The following is a 20278-nucleotide window of genomic DNA, read 5'->3' on the forward strand; positions in this document are numbered from 1 at the left end:
CTGTAAGAGCGAAACCGCCATCCGCCCCACCCGCAGCAACGGATAAACACCACCCCCCCAAGAACATGGTCGGCCCAAAGGCCGCCAAGCCCCAAAGCCCAACCCATTTTCCTACACCAAAACCAGACAAATCCCGCTTGCCCCCCAGCCACACCCAACTACCATCAACCCAACGCCCAAAAAAAACCCAAAAACCGCCTCAAGTCCAACCCCCAACCACCCGACACACTACAAACAGGACAAAACCCAAACCCCAAAAAAACCCAAACAGCAGGAAAACCCCCACGGCTGAAATGTCCCTTTGACTGCCACCACGGGATTGCCAATACTCATGGCAACTTGATGCTACCCGCACGGAACAAGGAATAACCCTTTGAAGCTGGAACTCAAGAACAGCTTGTCGGTGAAGTTGCTTCGGGTCGTGCTCCTGTCGGCATTGATCGTCGGGGTAGTCTTGAGCTGCGCGCAGATCGTCTTCGATGCCTACAAAACACGCCAAGCCGTCGCCGGCGATGCCGAACGCATCCTCGACATGTTCCGCGACCCCTCGACGCAAGCCGTCTACAGCCTCGACCGCGAAATGGGCATGCAAGTCATCGAAGGCCTGTTCCAGGACGACGCCGTGCGCAAAGCCTCCATCGGCCATCCCAACGAAGCCATGCTCGCGCAAAAATCCCGCGAACTGCAGCACTCCGACAGCCGCTGGCTGACCGACCTGATCCTCGGCCAGGAACGCACCTTCACCACCCAACTGGTGGGTCGCGGCCCGTACAGCGAATATTACGGCGACCTGAGCATCACCCTCGACACCGCCACCTATGGCCAGGGTTTCATCGTCAGCTCGGTCATCATCTTCATCTCCGGTGTGCTGCGCGCCCTCGCCATGGGCCTGGTGCTGTACCTGGTTTACCACTGGCTGCTGACCAAACCGCTGTCGCGGATCATCGAGCACCTGACCGAAATCAATCCCGATCGCCCTAGCGAACACAAAATCCCGCTGCTCAAGGGCCACGAAAAGAACGAACTGGGCATCTGGATCAACACCGCCAACCAGTTGCTCGAGTCCATCGAGCGCAACACCCATTTGCGCCACGAAGCCGAAAACAGCCTGCTGCGCATGGCCCAATACGACTTCCTCACCGGCCTGCCGAACCGCCAGCAATTGCAGCAACAACTGGACAAAATCCTCGTCGACGCCGGCAAGTTGCAACGCCGCGTTGCGGTTTTGGTGGTTGGCCTGGATGACTTCAAAGGCATCAACGAACAATTCAGCTACCAGACCGGCGACCAATTGCTGTTGGCGCTGGCCGATCGCCTGCGGGGCCACAGTGGTCGCCTCGGCGCCCTCGCCCGCCTGGGCGGCGACCAGTTTGCGCTGGTGCAGGCCGACATCGAACAACCCTACGAAGCGGCGGAACTGGCGCAAAGTATCCTCGACGATCTGGAAGCGCCGTTTGCCCTCGATCATCAGGAAATCCGTCTGCGCGCGACCATCGGCATCACCCTTTTTCCGGAGGATGGCGACAGCACCGAGAAGCTCCTGCAAAAAGCCGAGCAGACCATGACGCTGGCGAAAACCCGCTCGCGCAACCGTTATCAGTTCTACATCGCCAGCGTCGACAGCGAGATGCGCCGTCGCCGCGAACTGGAAAAAGACCTGCGCGATGCTCTGACACGCAACCAGTTTTACCTCGTCTACCAGCCGCAGATCAGCTATCGCGACCATCGCGTGGTCGGCGTCGAAGCATTGATTCGCTGGCAGCATCCCGAGCACGGTTTGGTGCCGCCAGACCTGTTTATCCCGCTAGCGGAACAGAACGGCACGATCATCGCCATCGGCGAATGGGTGCTCGATCAGGCCTGCAAACAGCTGCGCGACTGGCATGACCAAGGGTTCGCCGACCTGCGCATGGCGGTCAACCTGTCCACCGTGCAGTTGCACCACGCCGAGTTGCCGCGGGTGGTCAACAACCTGCTGCAGATCTATCGCCTGCCGCCGCGCAGCCTGGAACTGGAAGTCACCGAAACCGGCCTGATGGAAGACATCAGCACCGCCGCCCAGCATTTGCTCAGCCTGCGGCGCTCCGGCGCGTTGATTGCGATTGATGACTTCGGCACCGGTTACTCGTCCCTCAGCTACCTGAAAAGCTTGCCGCTGGACAAGATCAAGATCGACAAAAGCTTCGTTCAGGACCTGCTTGATGACGACGATGACGCGACCATCGTTCGCGCGATCATTCAGCTCGGCAAGAGCCTCGGCATGCAGGTGATCGCCGAGGGCGTGGAAACCGCCGAGCAAGAGGCGTACATCATTTCCGAAGGCTGCCACGAAGGTCAGGGTTACCACTACAGCAAACCGCTCCCGGCGCGCGAATTGAGCGCCTACCTCAAGCAGGCGCAACGCAGCAACGCCGCGATCCTCTGACCACCGCAGTCCTATGTAGCAGCTGGCGCAGCCTGCGTCCGGCGGCGCAGCCGTCGTGAAATCATGCACTTCGGTGTATCAGGCAGACCGCAGCGCCTGAATTCACGACGGCTTTGCCGCCCAACGCAGGCTGCGCCAGCTGCTACAGGGCTGCAATCTTTTGATCTATCGCACTATCCCTCCTGAATAAGAAATATTTCCAAGCACAACCCCTTTACACAGAATGCGAAAGATTTGCATTATGTCGCAGCTTTGCGCGCCTGCGGGCGCCATTCCACCCCCCTTCGAAGCAGGATGTTCGCCATGATTCGTATGCCTCTGGCTACCGCCAGTCTGTTGGCCATCGCTATTTCCCTCGCCGGTTGCGGCGAAGGCAAAGACAAGGCCGCCGCGCCAGCAACGCCGACCCCGGCCGCCAGCACCGCGACGCCAGCGGCACCCGCCACGGCGCCAGCCGCCGCCGGCAAAGTCGACGAAGCCGCGGCCAAAGCCGTTGTCGCGCATTACGCTGACGTCGTCTTCGCCGTGTACAGCGATGCCGAATCTACCGCGAAAACCCTGCAAACCGCCGTCGACGCATTCCTCGCCAAGCCGGACGCCGAGACCCTGAAAGCCGCGAAGGCTGCCTGGGTTGCGGCACGCGTTCCTTACCTGCAAAGCGAAGTGTTCCGCTTCGGCAACACCATCATCGACGACTGGGAAGGTCAGGTGAACGCCTGGCCACTGGACGAAGGCCTGATCGACTACGTCGACAAATCCTACGAACACGCACTGGGTAACCCGGGCGCCACGGCCAACATCATCGCCAACACTCAGGTTCAGGTTGGCGAAGACAAGATCGACGTCAAGGACATCACCCCGGAAAAACTCGCCAGCCTGAACGAGCTGGGCGGTTCCGAAGCCAACGTGGCGACCGGCTACCACGCCATCGAATTCCTGCTCTGGGGCCAGGACCTTAACGGCACCGGTCCTGGCGCCGGCAACCGTCCTGCTTCCGACTACTCGGAAGGCAAAGGCGCGACTGGCGGGCATAACGATCGTCGTCGCGCTTACCTGAAATCCGTGACTCAACTGCTGGTCAGCGACCTCGAAGAAATGGTCGGTAACTGGAAGCCGAACGTGGCTGACAACTACCGCGCCACGCTGGAAGCCGAGCCAGGCGAAAGCGGCCTGCGCAAAATGCTCTTCGGCATGGGCAGCCTGTCCCTGGGCGAACTGGCGGGCGAGCGCATGAAGGTTTCCCTGGAAGCCAACTCCCCGGAAGACGAACACGACTGCTTCAGCGACAACACGCACAACTCGCAGTTTTACGATGCCAAAGGCATTCGTAACGTCTACCTGGGCGAATACACCCGCGTTGACGGCACCAAAATGACCGGCGCCAGCCTGTCGTCGCTGGTGGCCAAGGCTGACCCGGCTGCCGACACCGCGCTGAAAGCTGACCTGGAAGCCACCGAAGCGAAGATGCAAGTCATCGTCGATCACGCCAACAAGGGTGAGCACTACGACCAACTGATCGCCGCGGGCAACACCGCTGGCAACCAGATCGTCCGCGACGCCATCGCATCGCTGGTCAAGCAGACCGGTTCGATCGAAGCCGCCGCTGGCAAACTGGGGATCAGCGACCTCAACCCGGACAACGCTGATCACGAATTCTGATCAACGCCGGCCGAGTAAAAAGGCGACCTTCGGGTCGCCTTTTTTATGCCCGCCACAACACGATCCATTGTGGGAGCGAGGCCTGCCCGCGAAGACGGCTTAACATGCAACATCTTTAGCGACTGACACGCCGCTTTCGCGAGCAAGCTTCGCTCCCACATTGGATCGCAGTGACCGTGGTATTCGGGGAAACCTGCCCCACGTCAACCAAACGATAATTCCTCTTATTCAATCCCCCCCGCCCTGTTAGACTTTGCGCCCATATTTTGCTCGCCCGTCAGGAATTCTGATGCCGTCGCTGCCTCTTCGCTGGTGCACCCTGTTCATGGCCCTGGGCCTGAGTGCCTGCGATGACGCCCCGCGTTTCACCCAGGCCGAACCCGGTGAAGCGCGGTCCGGTGGCGGCGCGACGGTGCGCAAGACCGATCAGAATGCGTTCTCGCTGCCCTCGGCGAATCTGCCGCCCTCGCGGCGCGTGGATTTCAGCGTCGGCAACAGTTTCTTCCGCAACCCGTGGGTGATCGCCCCGTCGACCACCACTGCGCGCGATGGCCTCGGGCCGCTGTTCAACACCAACGCCTGCCAGAACTGCCACATCAAGGACGGTCGCGGGCATCCGCCGACGCCAGATGCGGCGAACGCCGTGTCGATGCTGGTGCGCCTGTCGATCCCCGATGCGCCCGCCTACGCCAAAGTCATCGAGCAACTCGGCGTGGTGCCGGAGCCGGTCTACGGTGGCCAGTTCCAGGACATGTCGGTGCCCGGCGTAGTGCCGGAAGGCAAGGTCCGCGTCGAATACACGCCGGTGCCGGTGCGCTTCAAGGACGGCAGCGAAGTCGAACTGCGCAAACCGACGCTGCAGATCAGCCAACTCGGCTACGGCCCGATGCACCCCGACACGCGCTTTTCGGCCCGCGTCGCGCCGCCGATGATCGGCCTCGGCCTGCTCGAAGCGATCCCCGACGAAGCGATCCTCGCCAATGCGCAAGCGCAGGCAAAAGACCACAACGGTATTGCCGGCCGGCCGAACCAGGTCTGGGACGATACACAGCAAAAAACCGTGCTCGGACGGTTTGGCTGGAAGGCCGGACAACCGAACCTCAATCAGCAAAACGTCCACGCGTTCTCTGGCGACATGGGCCTGACCACCAGCCTGCGGCCCTTCGACGATTGCACCGAGACGCAAACCGCGTGCAAACAGGCACCCAACGGCAATGGCGCCGACGGCGAACCGGAAGTCAGCGATAACATTCTGCGATTAGTGTTGTTCTACAGCCGCAACCTCGCCGTGCCCGCTCGCCGCGAGGTCAATGCGCCGCAAGTGCTGGCCGGGAAAAACCTGTTTTTCCAGGCCGGTTGCCAGTCCTGTCACACACCGAAATACACCACCCGTGCCGACGCCGCCGAACCTGAACTGGCCAATCAAGTGATTCGCCCTTACAGCGATCTGCTGCTGCATGACATGGGCGACGGCCTGGCCGACAACCGCACTGAATTCAAGGCCAGTGGCCGCGACTGGCGCACCCCGCCATTGTGGGGCATTGGCCTGACGCAAGCGGTCAGCGGCCACACCCAGTTTTTGCACGATGGACGCGCGCGCAATCTGCTTGAAGCCGTGCTCTGGCATGGCGGCGAAGCGGCGGCGGCGCAGCAACAGGTTTTAGCGTTCAATGCCGAGCAGCGCGCTGCGTTGCTGGCGTTTTTGAATTCTCTTTAAACACTTTTATAAAAGAATCGGGAGCTCGACATGTTCCGTCCCAAATTGTTGTTCACCAGCCTTGCAGCGCTCGCCCTCGGCGCCTGTTCGCCGCAAGACCCGCAGGCCGTGACCTCGGCCGCCATCGCCAAATCGGTGATTTTGCCGACCTACACGCGCTGGGTTGAAGCCGATCGCCAATTGGCCGTCAGCGCCCTCGCCTACTGCGAGGGCAAGGAAACCCTCGACACCGCGCGCAAGGATTTCCTCCACGCGCAAAAAGCCTGGGCACAGCTGCAACCGCTGCTGATCGGGCCGTTGGCGGAAGGCAATCGCGCCTGGTCGGTACAGTTCTGGCCGGACAAGAAAAACCTCGTCGGCCGTCAGGTCGAGCAACTGGTTATCGCCCAGCCACAAATCGATGCCGCTGCGCTGGCGAAATCCAGCGTCGTTGTGCAAGGCCTGTCGGCTTACGAATACATCCTTTTCGACAGCAAGCCTGACGTTGCCAACGACGCGCAGAAAGCCAAGTATTGCCCGCTGCTCAAAGCGATTGGCGAGCACCAGAAACTTCTCGCCGAAGAGATTCTGCAGAGCTGGAACAACACTGACGGCATGCTCGCGCAGATGAGCAAATTTCCTAATCAGCGTTACGCCGATTCCCACGAAGCCATCGCCGACCTGCTGCGCGTGCAAGTCACCGCCCTCGACAGCCTGAAGAAAAAACTCGGCACGCCGATGGGCCGCCAGAGCAAAGGCGTGCCGCAACCGTTCCAGGCCGATGCATGGCGCAGCGCGTCTTCGTTGACCGCTCTGGAAGCCAGCCTTGCCGCCGCCAAAACGGTCTGGGAAGGTGTCGACAACCAAGGCCTGCGCGGTCTGTTGCCGAGCGAGCAGAAGCCGCTGGCCGACAAGATCGACGCCGCTTATGCAGCCTCCTTGAAACTGTTCGCCAGCAACCAGCGCTCGCTCAGCGAAATGCTCAACGACGATGCCGGGCGCCAGCAACTCAACGATATCTACGACAGCCTCAACGTCGTCCATCGCCTGCACGAAGGCGAACTGGCCAAGGCGCTGGGCATCCAACTGGGCTTTAACGCCAACGACGGTGACTGATGAGGACGAGTGCCATGCTGCGACGTCAGGCTCTGACTTTAGGTAGTTTGCTGCTGGGAGCAGTGACGCTGGGCGGCTGGACGCTGTTCAAACAAAAGGACAACAGCCCGCTGCTGTTGTCGGCGCGCGACGATACCGACGGCAAGCATTACGCCGTCGGCTATCGGCTGGACGGCACTCGGGTGTTCGCCACCGAAGTCGGCCAGCGCTGCCACGACATCATCAATCACCCGACGTTGCCGATTGCGCTGTTTGTCGCCCGGCGGCCGGGGACCGAGAGTTACCTGATCGACCTGCGCGACGGCACGCTGCTGCAAACCGTGACCTCGCAGCCGAACCGGCATTTCTACGGGCACGCGGTGATTCACAAGGACGGCGAGTTTTTATACGCGACCGAGAACGACACGTCCGATCCGGGCCGAGGCGTGCTCGGTGTGTATAAGTTCGAGGGCGAGCGACTTATCCACAGCGGCGAGATTCCCACCCACGGCATCGGCCCGCATCAGGTGTCGTGGATGCCCGACGGCGAAACCCTGGTGGTGGCCAACGGCGGCATTCGCACCGAGGCCGAAAGCCGCGTCGAGATGAACCTGAATGCCATGGAGCCAAGCCTGGTATTGATGCAGCGCGACGGCACGTTGCTGAGCAAGGAAACCCTCGCCCAGCAAATGAACAGCGTGCGCCACATGGGCATCGCCAGCGACGGCACGATTGTCGCCGGCCAGCAATTCATGGGGCCGTCCCACGAGTCGTCGCAGCTGCTGGCGATCAAGCGTCCGGGCCAGCCATTCATGGCGTTCCCGGTGCCGGAACATCAGTTGCAGGCGATGGGGCATTACACCGCGAGCGTCGCGGTGCACAGCGATCTGCGCTTGGTGGCGTTGACGGCGCCGCGCGGTAACCGGTTTTTCATCTGGGACCTGGACAGCGGCGAAGTGCGCCTCGATGCACCGCTGCCGGACTGCGCCGGGGTTGGCGCGGTGGCCGACGGCTTTGTGGTGACCTCGGGTCAGGGGCGTTGCCGCTATTACGATTGTCGTCAGGCTGAACTGGTGGCCAAACCGCTGGACCTGCCGGCAGGCCTCTGGGACAACCATCTTCACCTGATCTGACAACATCCCCCTATGCACATTGCCCCTGTGGCGAAGGGGCTTGCCCCGTTGGAGTGCGAAGCGCTCCCCTGCATTCCTGCAGTGATCACGCATTCGCCGGTTTCACGACTGCTGCGCAGCCGAACGGGGGCAAGCCCCCTCGCCACAGGGACTGGCTTGCGGCAAAGCCAGATGGCAAAAAGCAGCAGTTGGATTCACTGCCACACTCGGAGTAATGTCAGCGCCTGTCTCGCCTGATTTTCTCCAAGGAAGTGGAAATATGCTGCGTCGCCGCATGCTGATCATGTTGGGAGTTGTGCTGCTGATCGTGTTGGTGCTGGGCGCTTACAAAGCGTTTTCGGTCTACACGATGATTCAGGGTTTCTCTAAACCGAAACCGCCCATCAGTGTTGCCGTGGCCACGGTCGTCGAACAGCCGTGGCAAATGCGCTTGCCCACGGTGGGCACGCTCAAGGCGTTGCAAGGGGTCAACCTCAGTCTGGAGATTGCCGGCACCGTTAAAGACCTGATGTTCGAATCCGGGCAGAAGGTCAAGGCCGGCCAGCCGCTGCTGCAACTCGACAGCGCGGTCGAAAGCGCGCTGCTCGAAACCGCCCAGGCTGACCTCGGTCTGGCCCAGCTGGATTTCGGCCGCGGCAGTCAACTGGTCGACAGCCGCGCGATCTCCAAAGGCGAGTTCGACCGGCTCTCGGCGCAATTGCAAAAGAACAAAGCCACGGTCAACCAGCTCAAGGCCTCACTGGCGAAAAAACGCATTGTTGCGCCGTTCAGCGGCACCATCGGCATTCGCCAGGTGGACGTCGGCGACTACCTCGCCAGCGGCACCATGATCGCCACCCTGCAAGACCTCAGCAGCCTGTATGTCGACTTCTTCCTGCCCGAGCAATCGGTGCCGAAAATCGCCCTCGGCCAACCGGTGCAGGTGATCGTCTCGGCCTATCCGAGCGAAAACTTCGCCGGGACCATCAGCGCGATCAACCCGAAAGTCGAGAACAGCACCCGCAACATCCTCGTGCGCGCCACCCTCGCCAACCCGGACGGCAAACTGTTGCCGGGCATGTTCGCCAGCCTGCAAGTGCTGCTGCCAGACCCGCAAGCGCACATCGTCGTGCCGGAAAGCGCGATCACCTACACCCTGTACGGCAATTCGCTGTACGTGGTCGGGCAGAAAAAAGCCGAGGACGGCAGCGTCGAAAAAGATGACCAGGGCCAACCGATCCTGATCGCCGAACGTCGATTCATCGAAACCGGCGAGCGCCGTGATGGCTGGGTGATGATCAACAAAGGCGTGCAGACCGGCGAACAAGTGGTCACCGCGGGCCAGCTCAAACTGGACAACGGCGCACACATCGCAATCAGCGACGACAAGACCCTGACCGATAAGAACAGTCAGCCACGCACTGACTGATCAAGGAATCCTCATGGCTTTTACCGATCCGTTCATCCGCCGCCCGGTGCTCGCCACCGTGGTCAGCCTGTTGATTGTGCTGCTGGGCTTCCAGGCCTGGAGCAAGCTGCCGCTGCGCCAATACCCGCAAATGGAAAACGCCCTGATCACGGTGACCACCGCCTACCCCGGCGCCAACGCTGAAACCATCCAGGGCTATATCACCCAGCCGATGCAGCAAAGCCTGGCGAGCGCCGAAGGCATTGACTATATGACCTCGGTGAGTCGGCAGAACTTCTCGGTGATTTCGATCTACGCGCGCATCGGCGCCAACAGTGATCGCTTGTTTACCGAGTTGCTGGCCAAGGCCAACGAGGTGAAAAACCAGCTGCCGCAAGACGCCGAAGACCCGGTGCTGAGCAAGGAAGCCGCGGATGCCTCGGCGCTGATGTACATCAGTTATTTCAGCAAGGAACTGAATAACCCGCAGATCACCGATTACCTCTCGCGGGTGATCCAGCCAAAACTGGCGACGCTGCCGGGCATGGCCGAAGCAGAGATTCTCGGCAATCAGGTGTTCGCCATGCGCCTGTGGCTCGACCCGGTAAAACTTGCCGGTTTTGGCTTGAGCGCCAGTGACGTGACCAACGCGGTGCGCCAGTACAACTTCCTCTCCGCCGCCGGCGAAGTGAAAGGCGAGTACGTGGTCACCAGCATCAACGCCAACACCGAATTGAAGTCCGCCGAGGCGTTTGCGGCGATTCCGCTGAAGGTCGACGGTGACAGCCGCGTGCTGCTCAGCGATGTCGCGCGGGTCGAAATGGGCGCCGAAAACTACAACTCCATCAGCTCGTTCGGCGGTACGCCGTCGGTCTACATCGGCATCAAGGCAACGCCCGGCGCCAACCCGCTGGACGTGATCAAGGAAGTGCGCAAGATCATGCCGGAGCTCGAAGCGCAGTTGCCGCCCAACCTGAAAAGCGAAATTGCCTACGACGCCACGCTGTTTATTCAGGCCTCGATCAACGAAGTGATCAAGACCTTGTTCGAAGCGGTGCTGATCGTCATCGTCGTGGTGTTCCTGTTCCTCGGCGCCCTGCGTTCGGTGGTGATTCCGGTGGTGACGATTCCGCTGTCGATGATCGGCGTGATGTTTTTCATGCAGGTGATGGGCTACTCGATCAACCTGCTGACCCTGCTGGCGATGGTATTGGCCATCGGTCTGGTGGTGGATGACGCGATTGTTGTGGTGGAGAACATTCACCGGCACATCGAGGAAGGCAAAACGCCGCTCGACGCCGCAATTGAAGGCGCGCGGGAAATCGCCATGCCGGTGATTTCGATGACCATCACCCTCGCGGCGGTGTATGCGCCGATTGGTTTCCTCACCGGCCTGACCGGCGCGTTGTTCAAGGAATTCGCACTGACGCTGGCCGGTGCCGTGGTGATTTCCGGGATCGTCGCCCTGACGCTGTCGCCGATGATGTGTGCCCTGCTGCTGCGCCACGACGAAAACCCCAGCGGCCTGGCGCATCGCCTCGACCGGATCTTCGAAAGCCTCAAGCGCCGCTATCAAAGCATGCTCCACGGCACGCTCAACACGCGGCCGGTGGTGCTGGTGTTCGCGGTGATTGTGCTGTGCCTGATTCCGGTTTTCCTCAAGTTCACCAAAACCGAACTGGCGCCGGACGAGGACCAAGGCATCATTTTCATGATCGCCACCGCCCCGCAGCCGACCAACCTCGATTACCTGAATGCCTACACCGACGAGTTCATCGAGATCTTCAAGCAGTTCCCGGAGTACTACTCGTCGTTCCAGATCAACGGCTACAACGGCGTGCAATCCGGGATTGGCGGCTTCCTGCTGAAACCGTGGAACGAGCGCGACCGCACGCAAATGCAGATCCTGCCCGAGGTGCAAAGCAAACTCGAAGGCATTCCGGGCCTGCAGATCTTCGGTTTCAACCTGCCGTCACTGCCGGGCACGGGTGAAGGCCTGCCGTTCGAGTTCGTGATCAACACGGCCAACGATTATCAGTTGTTGCTGCAAGTGGCGGATCGGATCAAGAAACGCGCTGCCGAGTCGGGCAAGTTCGCCTTTGTCGACCTCGATCTGGCGTTCGACAAACCGGAAGTGGTGGTTGATATCGACCGCGCGAAAGCCGCGCAAATGGGTGTGTCGATGCAGGATCTGGGCGGCACGCTGGCGACACTCCTGGGCGAGGCGGAAATCAACCGGTTCACCATCGAAGGGCGCAGCTACAAGGTGATCGCCCAGGTTGAGCGGGCCTTCCGCGACAACCCGGACTGGCTCAACAACTATTACGTGAAAAACACTCAGGGCGAATTGCTGCCCTTGTCGACTCTGATCACCGTGACTGATCGCGCACGACCGCGGGAGCTCAAGCAGTTCCAGCAACTCAATGCGGCCAAGCTGTCGGGGTTTCCGCTGGTGAGCATGGGCGAGGCCATCGAGACCGTGTTGCAAATCGCCCGGGAAGAAGCGCCTGCCGGGTTTGCCTTCGACTACGGCGGCGCCTCGCGGCAATTCGTCCAGGAAGGCAGCGCGTTGTGGGTGACGTTTGCCTTGGCGCTGGCGATTATTTTCCTGGTACTGGCGGCGCAGTTTGAAAGCTTCCGCGACCCGCTGGTGATTCTGGTGACGGTGCCGCTGTCGATTTGCGGGGCGTTGATTCCGCTGTTCCTCGGCTGGTCGAGCATGAACATTTACACCCAGGTCGGGCTGGTGACGCTGATCGGTTTGATCAGCAAGCACGGGATTTTGATCGTCGAGTTCGCCAACAAACTGCGCAAGGAAAAGGGCCTGAGCCCGCGTGAAGCGGTGGAGGAAGCGGCGGCGATTCGCCTGCGGCCAGTGTTGATGACCACAGCGGCAATGGTGTTCGGCATGGTGCCGCTGATTCTGGCCAGCGGCGCGGGCGCGGTCAGCCGGTTTGATATCGGTACGGTGATTGCCACGGGTATGTCGATCGGCACGTTGTTTACCCTGTTTGTGTTGCCGTGCGTGTACACGCTGCTGGCCAAACCCGATAAACCCTGACCTCGCATGATCTCTGTAGGAGCAAGGCTTGCCCGCGATGAACGATAACGCGGTGTACCGGACACACCGAGGCACCTCAATCGCGGGCAAGCCCTGCTCCCACAGAAGGCAAAAAACACAGTAGGCAAAAAAAAGCCCCGCATCTGCGAGGCTTTTTATTTTGGCTTCAATCTGTTCAATGCTACGGCCTCAATCCTTGTGAAAGACCGAACATGAACAGCAACAAGTCATGATCAGGTTGTGTCGCCACGGATGCCTTGGCAATCCGTGGCAACGGGCAGTGAGCGCCATCGCTCACTGCACTGAGGACTTGGGTGCGCGGCTGCTCCCAGGCAGCCATCGCCAATGAAGCAACTGCCAAGGCACCTATCAGAAACACACCTCGTGCAATTTCGAGTTTCATCGCTATAAACCCTTGATAGCGCTGCCAAACGCCGTCTCATAAAAGTAGACGAGTTTGCGCCAGTCCGCGTCGCTGAACGACGAGTGGCGACGTAATTGCTTCATGTCGTGCGAAGCCGCGCGGTAGGCGGTCAGGCGTTGGCGGCACTTTTCCAGATCGATCAGCGCCACTTCCGCCGTCGCGGCCTCACCTTCGCCGGTTACTCGCACAAAGGCATGTTTGATATAGATGCAACTGTGCTGCCAACGACCCTTGTGCATGCGGGCGAGGTTCTCGGCCAGATCCTTGAGCACACGCTCCCAGACCACTTGACCATGGCGCTCGACACCGCCACCGGCGCGCCAATGTTCGATTTCCTCGAAACCGTCCAGCGACTTGGTCACCAGCAGCGCACGCCATTTGTGCACCGGGTCACGTTGCGCGCCGCAGAAGACCATTTCCGGCACTCGCACACCCAACGCCGAAACGCCATTGAGCGCATCACGTTCGCGCAGCACGGTCGGGCGGCCGAACGGGTGCAGCCAGCTGCGATAAATGTGGCCGGTTTGCCGCTTGGCATACAGCAGTTGTCCATTGCTGCCCACGACCCGCTGCACGCCACTCTCGCCACCGCGTCGAACGTTGGGTTCTTCTACCCATTCGCCGCGCTGATTCCAGAAATAGTCGAAACGATCCTGAGGAGCAACTTCCGTTTCTGCCGCATATTGCACTGCCATCCTGCTACCTCTTGCGTAATACGTAAACTCGCCACATGGCATAAAGCGGTATGAAATCCAATTGTTCCTGAATGCGGAAACCAGCCTGCTCGAACTCTTTCTCAACCGTAGCGGCCGGTAACACAAAGCGATTTTGGTAACCTTCCTGCCCGCGTTTCTGCTCTGAGCGCTTGCGTTTCCAGGCTTTGAAATTGCCGTCCACCCACAGCGAAATGATCACGCTGTCACGGGTGACACGCTCGAACTCGCGCAAAATGGCCAGTCGGTGCTCGGCTTCGCCAACGTGATGGAGCAAACGCATGCAGAAAATGTTGTCGACGGCGTTATCCGGCAAGGCAATGTCGAATGCAGAAGTGTGCAAGGGTTGTACCCGTTTCACCACGTCGGCAGGTTGCGCCTGCGTCGCGATCTTCAACATCGACTCGGAGTTGTCGGCTCCGATGATTACACGGTTGTGTTTCTCGGCCAGTAACGGCCAGAAACGCCCCGCTCCGCTCGGCAAATCAAGCACCAGTCCAGGATCGCCGGCCAAGGCCAGCGCCTTGCGGGCCAGTTGCTCATCCCGCCAATGGGACAAGCGACGACCGATCCCGTTCTGGTGTTTGCGCAGGTATTTCTGCGCGTGCTGATCGTCGTACTTCTCGGAAAAATCCAGTTTGATCGGCGTAGTCATCATCAAAGTCTCCTGAACTGCTGATGACAACCACCTTAGGTAGCGCCGTGTCAGCGTCAGGTCATTACTTTGTGAAAACTTCGTTGAGCAAAACACTGAAGTATTTCAGGGTTTTACAAGCGTTGACTAGTGGCAATCGTCTTTATGAAGAAGATTTCAGGTTTGAGGCCTTTTACTTCGCGGTTTGAGTCAGCTCGACTTCGAAGCGGCAACCGTTGGGTTCCATGGTCGTCAGGCTGACCGTCCAACCCTGGTTCTCACAGATCCGCTGCACCAGCGACAAGCCCAGCCCGAGCCCTTCGCCGCGCTTTTCGCTGCCGCGCACAAACGGTTCGAACATCGCTTCACGCTTCTCTTCGGGAATGCCGACGCCGCTGTCCTCGACCATAAAGCCTTTGTCAGTCAGGGCCAGGCGAATGAAGCCGGTTTCGGTGTAGTGCAGCGCGTTGCGCAACAGGTTGCCCATCACCGCGTTCAACAACGTTGCGTTGTAGCGCGCGTCCGGCGGATTGCCCGGCTCGAAATTGAGGATCAGGCCTTTGGATTCGATCGGATCGCGCCACAGGCACAGCAAGCCGTCGGCAACCTGGGTCACGGTTTGCTGCGGCGAGGCGCTGGATTCTTCGCGTTGCGCGCGGGCGAGCGTGAGGAAGGTTTGCACCAGTTCGCGCATTTCTTCACAGGCGCGAGCGATGCGCTCGACCTGATTGCGCCCGCGCTGGTCGATGCCGGGGTTTTCCAGCAGCAGTTCGCAGGAGCTGGCGAGGACCATCAACGGCGTACGCAATTCGTGGCTGACGTCACTGGTGAACAACCGCTCGCGGGTCAACGCCTGACGCAGACGCCCGAGGGTGGCGTCGAACGCCACGGCCAGTTCGCCCACTTCGTCGGCGGCATAGTCCGGGGCCAGGGGCGGCGCCAATCCGAGCAACTGGTCGCGATGGCGCACTTGCCGCGCCAGCCGCACCACTGGCGCCATCACCTTGCGCGCGAGGATCCAGCCGAGAAACACCGCCAGCGCCAGGCTCAATACAAAACCGACCAGCACCACGGCAAACAGCACGCGCTCACGCTCTTCGAAATCGCTTTGATCCTGCAGCAGCACGTATCGCCGGCCATCGACCACTTCAACCATCGCGTGGTACGACAATTGTTCGCGAAATACTTCGTGGAAACCCGGCTCGAGGTGGCGCAGGTCCTTGGGCAATTCGAAGTCGCCCGGCCCGCCGCTGAAGTAGAACAACTGATCGGGTTCTGGGCGGTGGCTCCAGTCCGAGACGCTGTCCATCAGCAGCAGGCGCTGCAAATCACCGCCCAGACCGGCCGAAATCAGCTTCTCTTCGACCAGGTGCACGGTGGCGACGATGCCCATGGCGAACGCCCCGGCAACCAATGCGCTCATCAGCGCAAAGGCAATGATGATCCGTTGGGCAAGGCTCTGCTTAAACTCCATCTCGGCCCTCGGCCAAGCGGTAACCCACGCCGTGCACGGTTTGCAGCAGCGGTTTGGCGAACGGTTTGTCGATCACCTGGCGCAATTGGTGAACGTGGCTGCGCAGGCTGTCGCTGTCCGGGCAATCATCACCCCACAGCGCTTCTTCGAGGATTTCGCGGCGCAATACGTGAGGGCTTTTCTGCATCAGCACGGCGAGCAATTTCAGGCCGACCGGGTTGAGTTTGAGCAAACGGCCTTCGCGAGTGACTTCGAGGGTGTCGAGGTCGTAGCTCAGATCGCCGACCTGCAACGCACGACGCCCTCCGCCCTGGGCTCGGCGCATGACCGCTTCGATGCGCGCGGCGAGTTCGGATAATGCGAAGGGTTTGATCAGGTAATCGTCGGCGCCGGATTTGAAGCCTTGCAGGCGGTCGTCGAGCTGATCGCGCGCGGTGAGCATGATCACCGGCGTGTCGCGCCGCGCATCTTCGCGCAGGCGTTTGCACAAGGTGTAGCCGTCGATGCCGGGCAGCATGATGTCGAGCACGATCAAGTCGTAATGCTCGGTGGCCGCCAGGTGCAGCCCCGACAAGCCGTCCTGCGCACAATCCACGGTGTAACCCTTAAGCCCCAGATAATCCGCCAGATTGGCGAGGATATCGCGGTTGTCTTCAACCAATAAAATTCGCATGGGCACTCCTCCGCACACAGTAACGGCCGTCTTCGGCTCGCGCAGCTTACGGCCAAGTGTGGCTCACGGCTAGGCCTGAGTGCGGGGGATATTTGATCAACGTGGTGCGTGCGGTTTTAACGAGTTTTTCACTCGCCATTCACGGGGCCGCGACAGCCTCGCGCCCACACTCCGCGCGGCTGACCTCCCCAGAACCTGCCCGACGATCAAGGAATTGCCATGGTTTCGACCCCTGCCCGCCCCGCTTCGCGCCCGCTGAATTTCTGGGTATGCCTTGGGGTTCCCGCCGTTGCGGCGATGATTCTGGTATTGCTGGAGCTGACGGATCTGGACATGGCGCTTGCCCGGCTGTTTTACGATCCGCTGGCCGGGGATTTTATTGGTCGGCACAGTTATTTTCTCGAAGACATCCTGCATGACCGGGCCAAGCAAGTGGTGATCGGGTTTTCGTTGTTTGCGGTGATCGGGTTTGTCGGTGCATTTTTTGTTCAGAGGCTTAAGCCGTTCAAGCGCGAATTGGGCTGTCTGGTGTTGTCGCTGGGCTTGGCCACTTCGTTTGTCACGCCGGTGAAAGTGGTGACGGCGGTGCAGTGCCCGTGGAGCCTTGAGCAGTTTGGCGGGCACGAACAGTACAGCGAACTGCTGAGCCCGCGTCCGCCCACCGACAAGCCCGGCCGTTGCTGGCCGGGCGGGCATGCGGCGACCGGTTTTACCTTGTTTGCGTTGTTCTTCGTATTGCGCGATCGGCGCCCGCGACTGGCAAGAAGCGCGTTCATCTTCGCGTTCGCGCTCGGCTCGGTGTTCTCGATCAGCCGCATGATGCAAGGCGCACACTTCTTCTCGCACAACGTGTGGACCGCAATCTTCTGCTGGGTGATATGCCTGGGGTCGTATTACTACATCCTCTATCGACCGGCTTCCAGCGCTGCGCGGCTGGCAAAAGCACAACCGGCCAACGCCTGAGGCGTAGCACCAGAATTGGTGGATCCCCACAATCCTTGTAGGAGCGAGGCTTGCCCGCGAAAGGGCCGGCACGTCCCACATCAATGTCGGCTGGAAGACCGCTTTCGCGGGCAAGCCTTGCTCCCACGGGTTTTGTGTTGGTCACGGAATTTGTGGCTGGCCACGTTCCAATGTAGGAGTGAGCTTGCTCGCGATGGCGGTGGGTCAGTCACTTCAATGCTGACGGGTAGTCAGCAATCGTGAGCAAGCTCACTCCTACAGGTGATCTGTGGTGGATCGGCAATTGGCGGATCACCACAATCCCTGTAGGAGCAAGGCTTGCCCGCGAAGGGGCCGGCACGTCCAACATCAATCTCGGCTGAAGACCGCTTTCGCGGGCAAGCCTCGCTCCTACAGGTTTAGCGTTGATCACGGAATTTGTGGCTGGCCACGATCCAATGTGGGAGTGAGCTTGCTCGCGATGGCGGTGGGTCAGTCACTTCAATGCTGACGGGTAGTCAGCTATCGCGAGCAGGCTCACTCCTACAGGTGATCTGTGGTGGATCGGCGATTGGCGCCCTGTAGGAGCAAGGCTTGCCCGCGAAAGGGGTCGGCACGTCCCACATCAATGTTGGCTGAAAGGCCGCTTTCGCGGGCAAGCCTTGCTCCCACGGGTTTTGTGTTGATCACGGAATTTGTGGCTGGCCACGATCCAATGTGGGAGTGAGCCTGCTCGCGATGGCGGTGGGTCAGTCACTTCAATGCTGACGGGTAGTCAGCTATCGCGAGCAAGCTCGCTCCCACAGGCGATCTGTGGTGGATCGGCAATTGGCGGATCACCACAATCCCTGTAGGAGCAAGGCTTGCCCGCGAAGGGGCCGGCACGTCCAACATCAATCTTGGCTGAAGACCGCTTTCGCGGGCAAGCCTCGCTCCTACAGGTTTAGCGTTGATTACAGAATTTGTGGCTGGCCACGTTCCAATGTGGGAGTGAGCCTGCTCGCGATGGCAGTGGGTCAGTCACTTCAATGCTGACGGGTAGTCAGCTATCGCGAGCAGGCTCACTCCTACAGGTGATCTGTGGTGGATCGGCGATTGGTGGATCACCACAATCCCTGTAGGAGCAAGGCTTGCCCGCGAAGGGGCCGGCACGTCCAACATCAATCTTGGCTGGAAGACCGCTTTCGCGGGCAAGCCTCGCTCCTACACTCGACCGAGGTGGGATGGAATGCCGGGCAATAAAAAACCCCGCGGGCTTAACGCCAGCGGGGTTTTTGTGTACGGGTGGGGCTGGCTTACATCATGCCGCCCATGCCGCCCATACCGCCCATGTCTGGCATGCCGCCGCCAGCAGAGCCTTCTTCCTTGATCTCGGCGATCATGGCTTCGGTCGTGATCATCAGGCTGGCGATGGAAGCCGCTGCCTGCAGAGCCGAACGAGTCACTTTGGCCGGGTCGAGGATACCCATTTCGATCATGTCGCCGTATTCGCCGGTAGCAGCGTTGTAACCGTAGTTACCCGAACCCTGCTTGACCTTGTCGACTACTACGCTTGGCTCGTCGCCGGAGTTGGCAACGATCTGGCGCAGTGGCGCTTCAACAGCGCGACGCAGCAACTGGATACCCACGTCCTGATCGGCGTTGTCGCCTTTCAGTTCGGAGATAGCCTGCAGAGCGCGAACCAGTGCCACGCCGCCGCCAGGTACCACGCCTTCTTCAACGGCTGCACGGGTTGCGTGCAGGGCGTCTTCAACGCGGGCTTTCTTCTCTTTCATTTCAACTTCGGAACCAGCGCCAACCTTGATCACTGCAACGCCGCCGGACAGCTTGGCCAGACGCTCTTGCAGTTTTTCACGGTCGTAGTCGGACGAAGTGTCAGCCACTTGCTGACGGATCTGCAGAACGCGAGCCTGGATATCAGTCTCAACGCCAGCACCGTCGATCACGGTGGTGTTTTCTTTGGACAGGATCACGCGCTTGGCATTACCCAGGTGTTCCAGGGTAGTGCTTTCCAGGCTCAGGCCGATCTCTTCGGAGATAACGGTACCGCCAGTCAGAACAGCGATGTCCTGCAGCATTGCCTTGCGACGGTCGCCGAAGCCTGGAGCCTTGACGGCTGCAACCTTGACGATGCCACGCATGTTGTTCACAACCAGAGTCGCCAAGGCTTCGCCTTCAACGTCTTCAGCAACGATCAGCAGTGGACGGCCGGCTTTGGCAACGGCTTCCAGTACTGGCAACATTTCGCGGATGTTGGAGATCTTTTTGTCGACCAGCAGGATCAGCGGACCGTCGAGCTCGGCGGTCATGGTTTCCGGCTTGTTGACGAAGTACGGGGACAGGTAACCACGGTCGAACTGCATGCCTTCAACAACCGACAGTTCGTTTTCCAGGCCCGAGCCTTCTTCAACGGTGATCACGCCTTCTTTACCGACTTTTTCCATGGCTTCGGCAATGATGTCGCCGATGGAGTTGTCGGAGTTGGCCGAGATGGTGCCGACCTGAGCGATGGCCTTGGTGTCAGCGCAAGGCTTGGACAGGGCTTTGAGCTCTTTGACGATAGCGATGGTCGCTTTGTCGATGCCGCGCTTCAGGTCCATCGGGTTCATGCCGGCAGCGACGGCTTTCAGGCCTTCGTTGACGATCGATTGAGCCAGAACGGTAGCGGTAGTGGTGCCGTCGCCTGCGTCATCGTTGGCACGGGAGGCAACGTCTTTGACCAGCTGCGCGCCCATGTTTTCGAAGCGATCTTTCAGCTCGATTTCTTTGGCGACGGACACGCCGTCCTTGGTGATGGTCGGAGCGCCGAAGCTCTTCTCGATGATCACGTTACGGCCTTTAGGGCCCAGGGTCGCTTTTACTGCGTCAGCCAGGACGTTGACACCGGCGAGCATTTTCTTGCGGGCGGAATCGCCGAATTTAACTTCTTTAGCAGCCATGATCGATATTCCTTAAATACTTT

The 20278-nt window shown here is 60.1% G+C and carries 14 protein-coding genes; 8 read left to right on the top strand and 6 right to left on the bottom strand.

The features are described 5' to 3' along the window. Positions 1 to 373 precede the first annotated feature (373 nt). The 7 genes from BI292_RS10155 (at position 374) to BI292_RS10185 (ending at position 12456) form a co-directional block, all read left to right on the top strand. Positions 374 to 2425 carry a bifunctional diguanylate cyclase/phosphodiesterase gene (locus BI292_RS10155; RefSeq protein WP_092278685.1) on the top strand — a complete coding sequence of 684 codons (2052 nt, stop codon included), beginning with the start codon at positions 374 to 376 and terminating at the stop codon, positions 2423 to 2425. A 303-nt stretch (positions 2426 to 2728) separates the two neighbouring features. Continuing rightward, positions 2729 to 4084: an imelysin family protein gene (locus BI292_RS10160; RefSeq protein WP_101207797.1), complete on the top strand. Its 1356-nt coding sequence runs from the start codon at positions 2729 to 2731 to the stop codon at positions 4082 to 4084. A gap of 289 nt (positions 4085 to 4373) precedes the next feature. Continuing rightward, complete coding sequence (locus tag BI292_RS10165) at positions 4374 to 5801, top strand: di-heme oxidoredictase family protein (RefSeq protein WP_101207798.1); 1428 nt, start codon at positions 4374 to 4376, stop codon at positions 5799 to 5801. Positions 5802 to 5831: 30 nt separating this feature from the next. Beyond that, positions 5832 to 6896: an imelysin family protein gene (locus BI292_RS10170; protein WP_101207799.1), complete on the top strand. Its 1065-nt coding sequence runs from the start codon at positions 5832 to 5834 to the stop codon at positions 6894 to 6896. 14 nt (positions 6897 to 6910) lie between these two features. Next, entirely contained in the window at positions 6911 to 8008 is a 1098-nt protein-coding gene (locus tag BI292_RS10175) for a DUF1513 domain-containing protein (RefSeq protein ID WP_101207800.1), read from the top strand. A 259-nt stretch (positions 8009 to 8267) separates the two neighbouring features. Further along, complete coding sequence (locus BI292_RS10180; RefSeq protein ID WP_101207801.1) at positions 8268 to 9416, top strand: efflux RND transporter periplasmic adaptor subunit; 1149 nt, start codon at positions 8268 to 8270, stop codon at positions 9414 to 9416. Positions 9417 to 9429: 13 nt separating this feature from the next. After that, a complete protein-coding gene (locus BI292_RS10185) occupies positions 9430 to 12456 on the top strand; it encodes a multidrug efflux RND transporter permease subunit (protein ID WP_101207802.1) in 3027 nt (1008 codons plus the stop codon). Positions 12457 to 12637: 181 nt separating this feature from the next. On the opposite strand, the gene BI292_RS10190 is transcribed toward BI292_RS10185, so the two are convergent. The 5 genes from BI292_RS10190 to colR all read right to left on the bottom strand — a co-directional run bounded on the left by BI292_RS10190 (position 12638) and on the right by colR (position 16374). Continuing rightward, a complete protein-coding gene (locus BI292_RS10190) occupies positions 12638 to 12859 on the bottom strand; it encodes a hypothetical protein (protein WP_092278671.1) in 222 nt (73 codons plus the stop codon). Positions 12860 to 12861: 2 nt separating this feature from the next. Then, positions 12862 to 13575, bottom strand: coding sequence for a lipopolysaccharide kinase InaA family protein (locus BI292_RS10195; RefSeq protein WP_092278669.1), 714 nt, complete (start codon positions 13573 to 13575; stop codon positions 12862 to 12864). A 4-nt stretch (positions 13576 to 13579) separates the two neighbouring features. After that, entirely contained in the window at positions 13580 to 14248 is a 669-nt protein-coding gene (locus BI292_RS10200; protein ID WP_092281670.1) for a class I SAM-dependent methyltransferase, read from the bottom strand. A gap of 172 nt (positions 14249 to 14420) precedes the next feature. Next, positions 14421 to 15701 (bottom strand): HAMP domain-containing sensor histidine kinase, encoded by a 1281-nt coding sequence (locus BI292_RS10205; protein ID WP_092278667.1) that lies wholly within the window; start codon positions 15699 to 15701, stop codon positions 14421 to 14423. Then, on the bottom strand, positions 15691 to 16374 hold the full coding sequence (gene colR, locus BI292_RS10210) for a two-component system response regulator ColR (RefSeq protein ID WP_054045155.1): 684 nt from the start codon (positions 16372 to 16374) through the stop codon (positions 15691 to 15693). Before colR ends, BI292_RS10205 begins: the two co-directional genes overlap by 11 nt. Positions 16375 to 16593: 219 nt before the next feature. Here colR and BI292_RS10215 point away from each other — a divergent pair, with 219 nt between their 5' ends. Further along, positions 16594 to 17337, top strand: coding sequence for a phosphatase PAP2 family protein (locus BI292_RS10215; RefSeq protein ID WP_101207803.1), 744 nt, complete (start codon positions 16594 to 16596; stop codon positions 17335 to 17337). 1274 nt (positions 17338 to 18611) lie between these two features. On the opposite strand, the gene groL is transcribed toward BI292_RS10215, so the two are convergent. Then, positions 18612 to 20255, bottom strand: coding sequence for a chaperonin GroEL (groL, locus tag BI292_RS10220; RefSeq protein WP_092278663.1), 1644 nt, complete (start codon positions 20253 to 20255; stop codon positions 18612 to 18614). Positions 20256 to 20278: the final 23 nt, after the last annotated feature.

Origin of the sequence: Pseudomonas sp. 43NM1 (assembly GCF_002836905.1) — a bacterium.
Classification (GTDB): domain Bacteria; phylum Pseudomonadota; class Gammaproteobacteria; order Pseudomonadales; family Pseudomonadaceae; genus Aquipseudomonas; species Aquipseudomonas prosekii.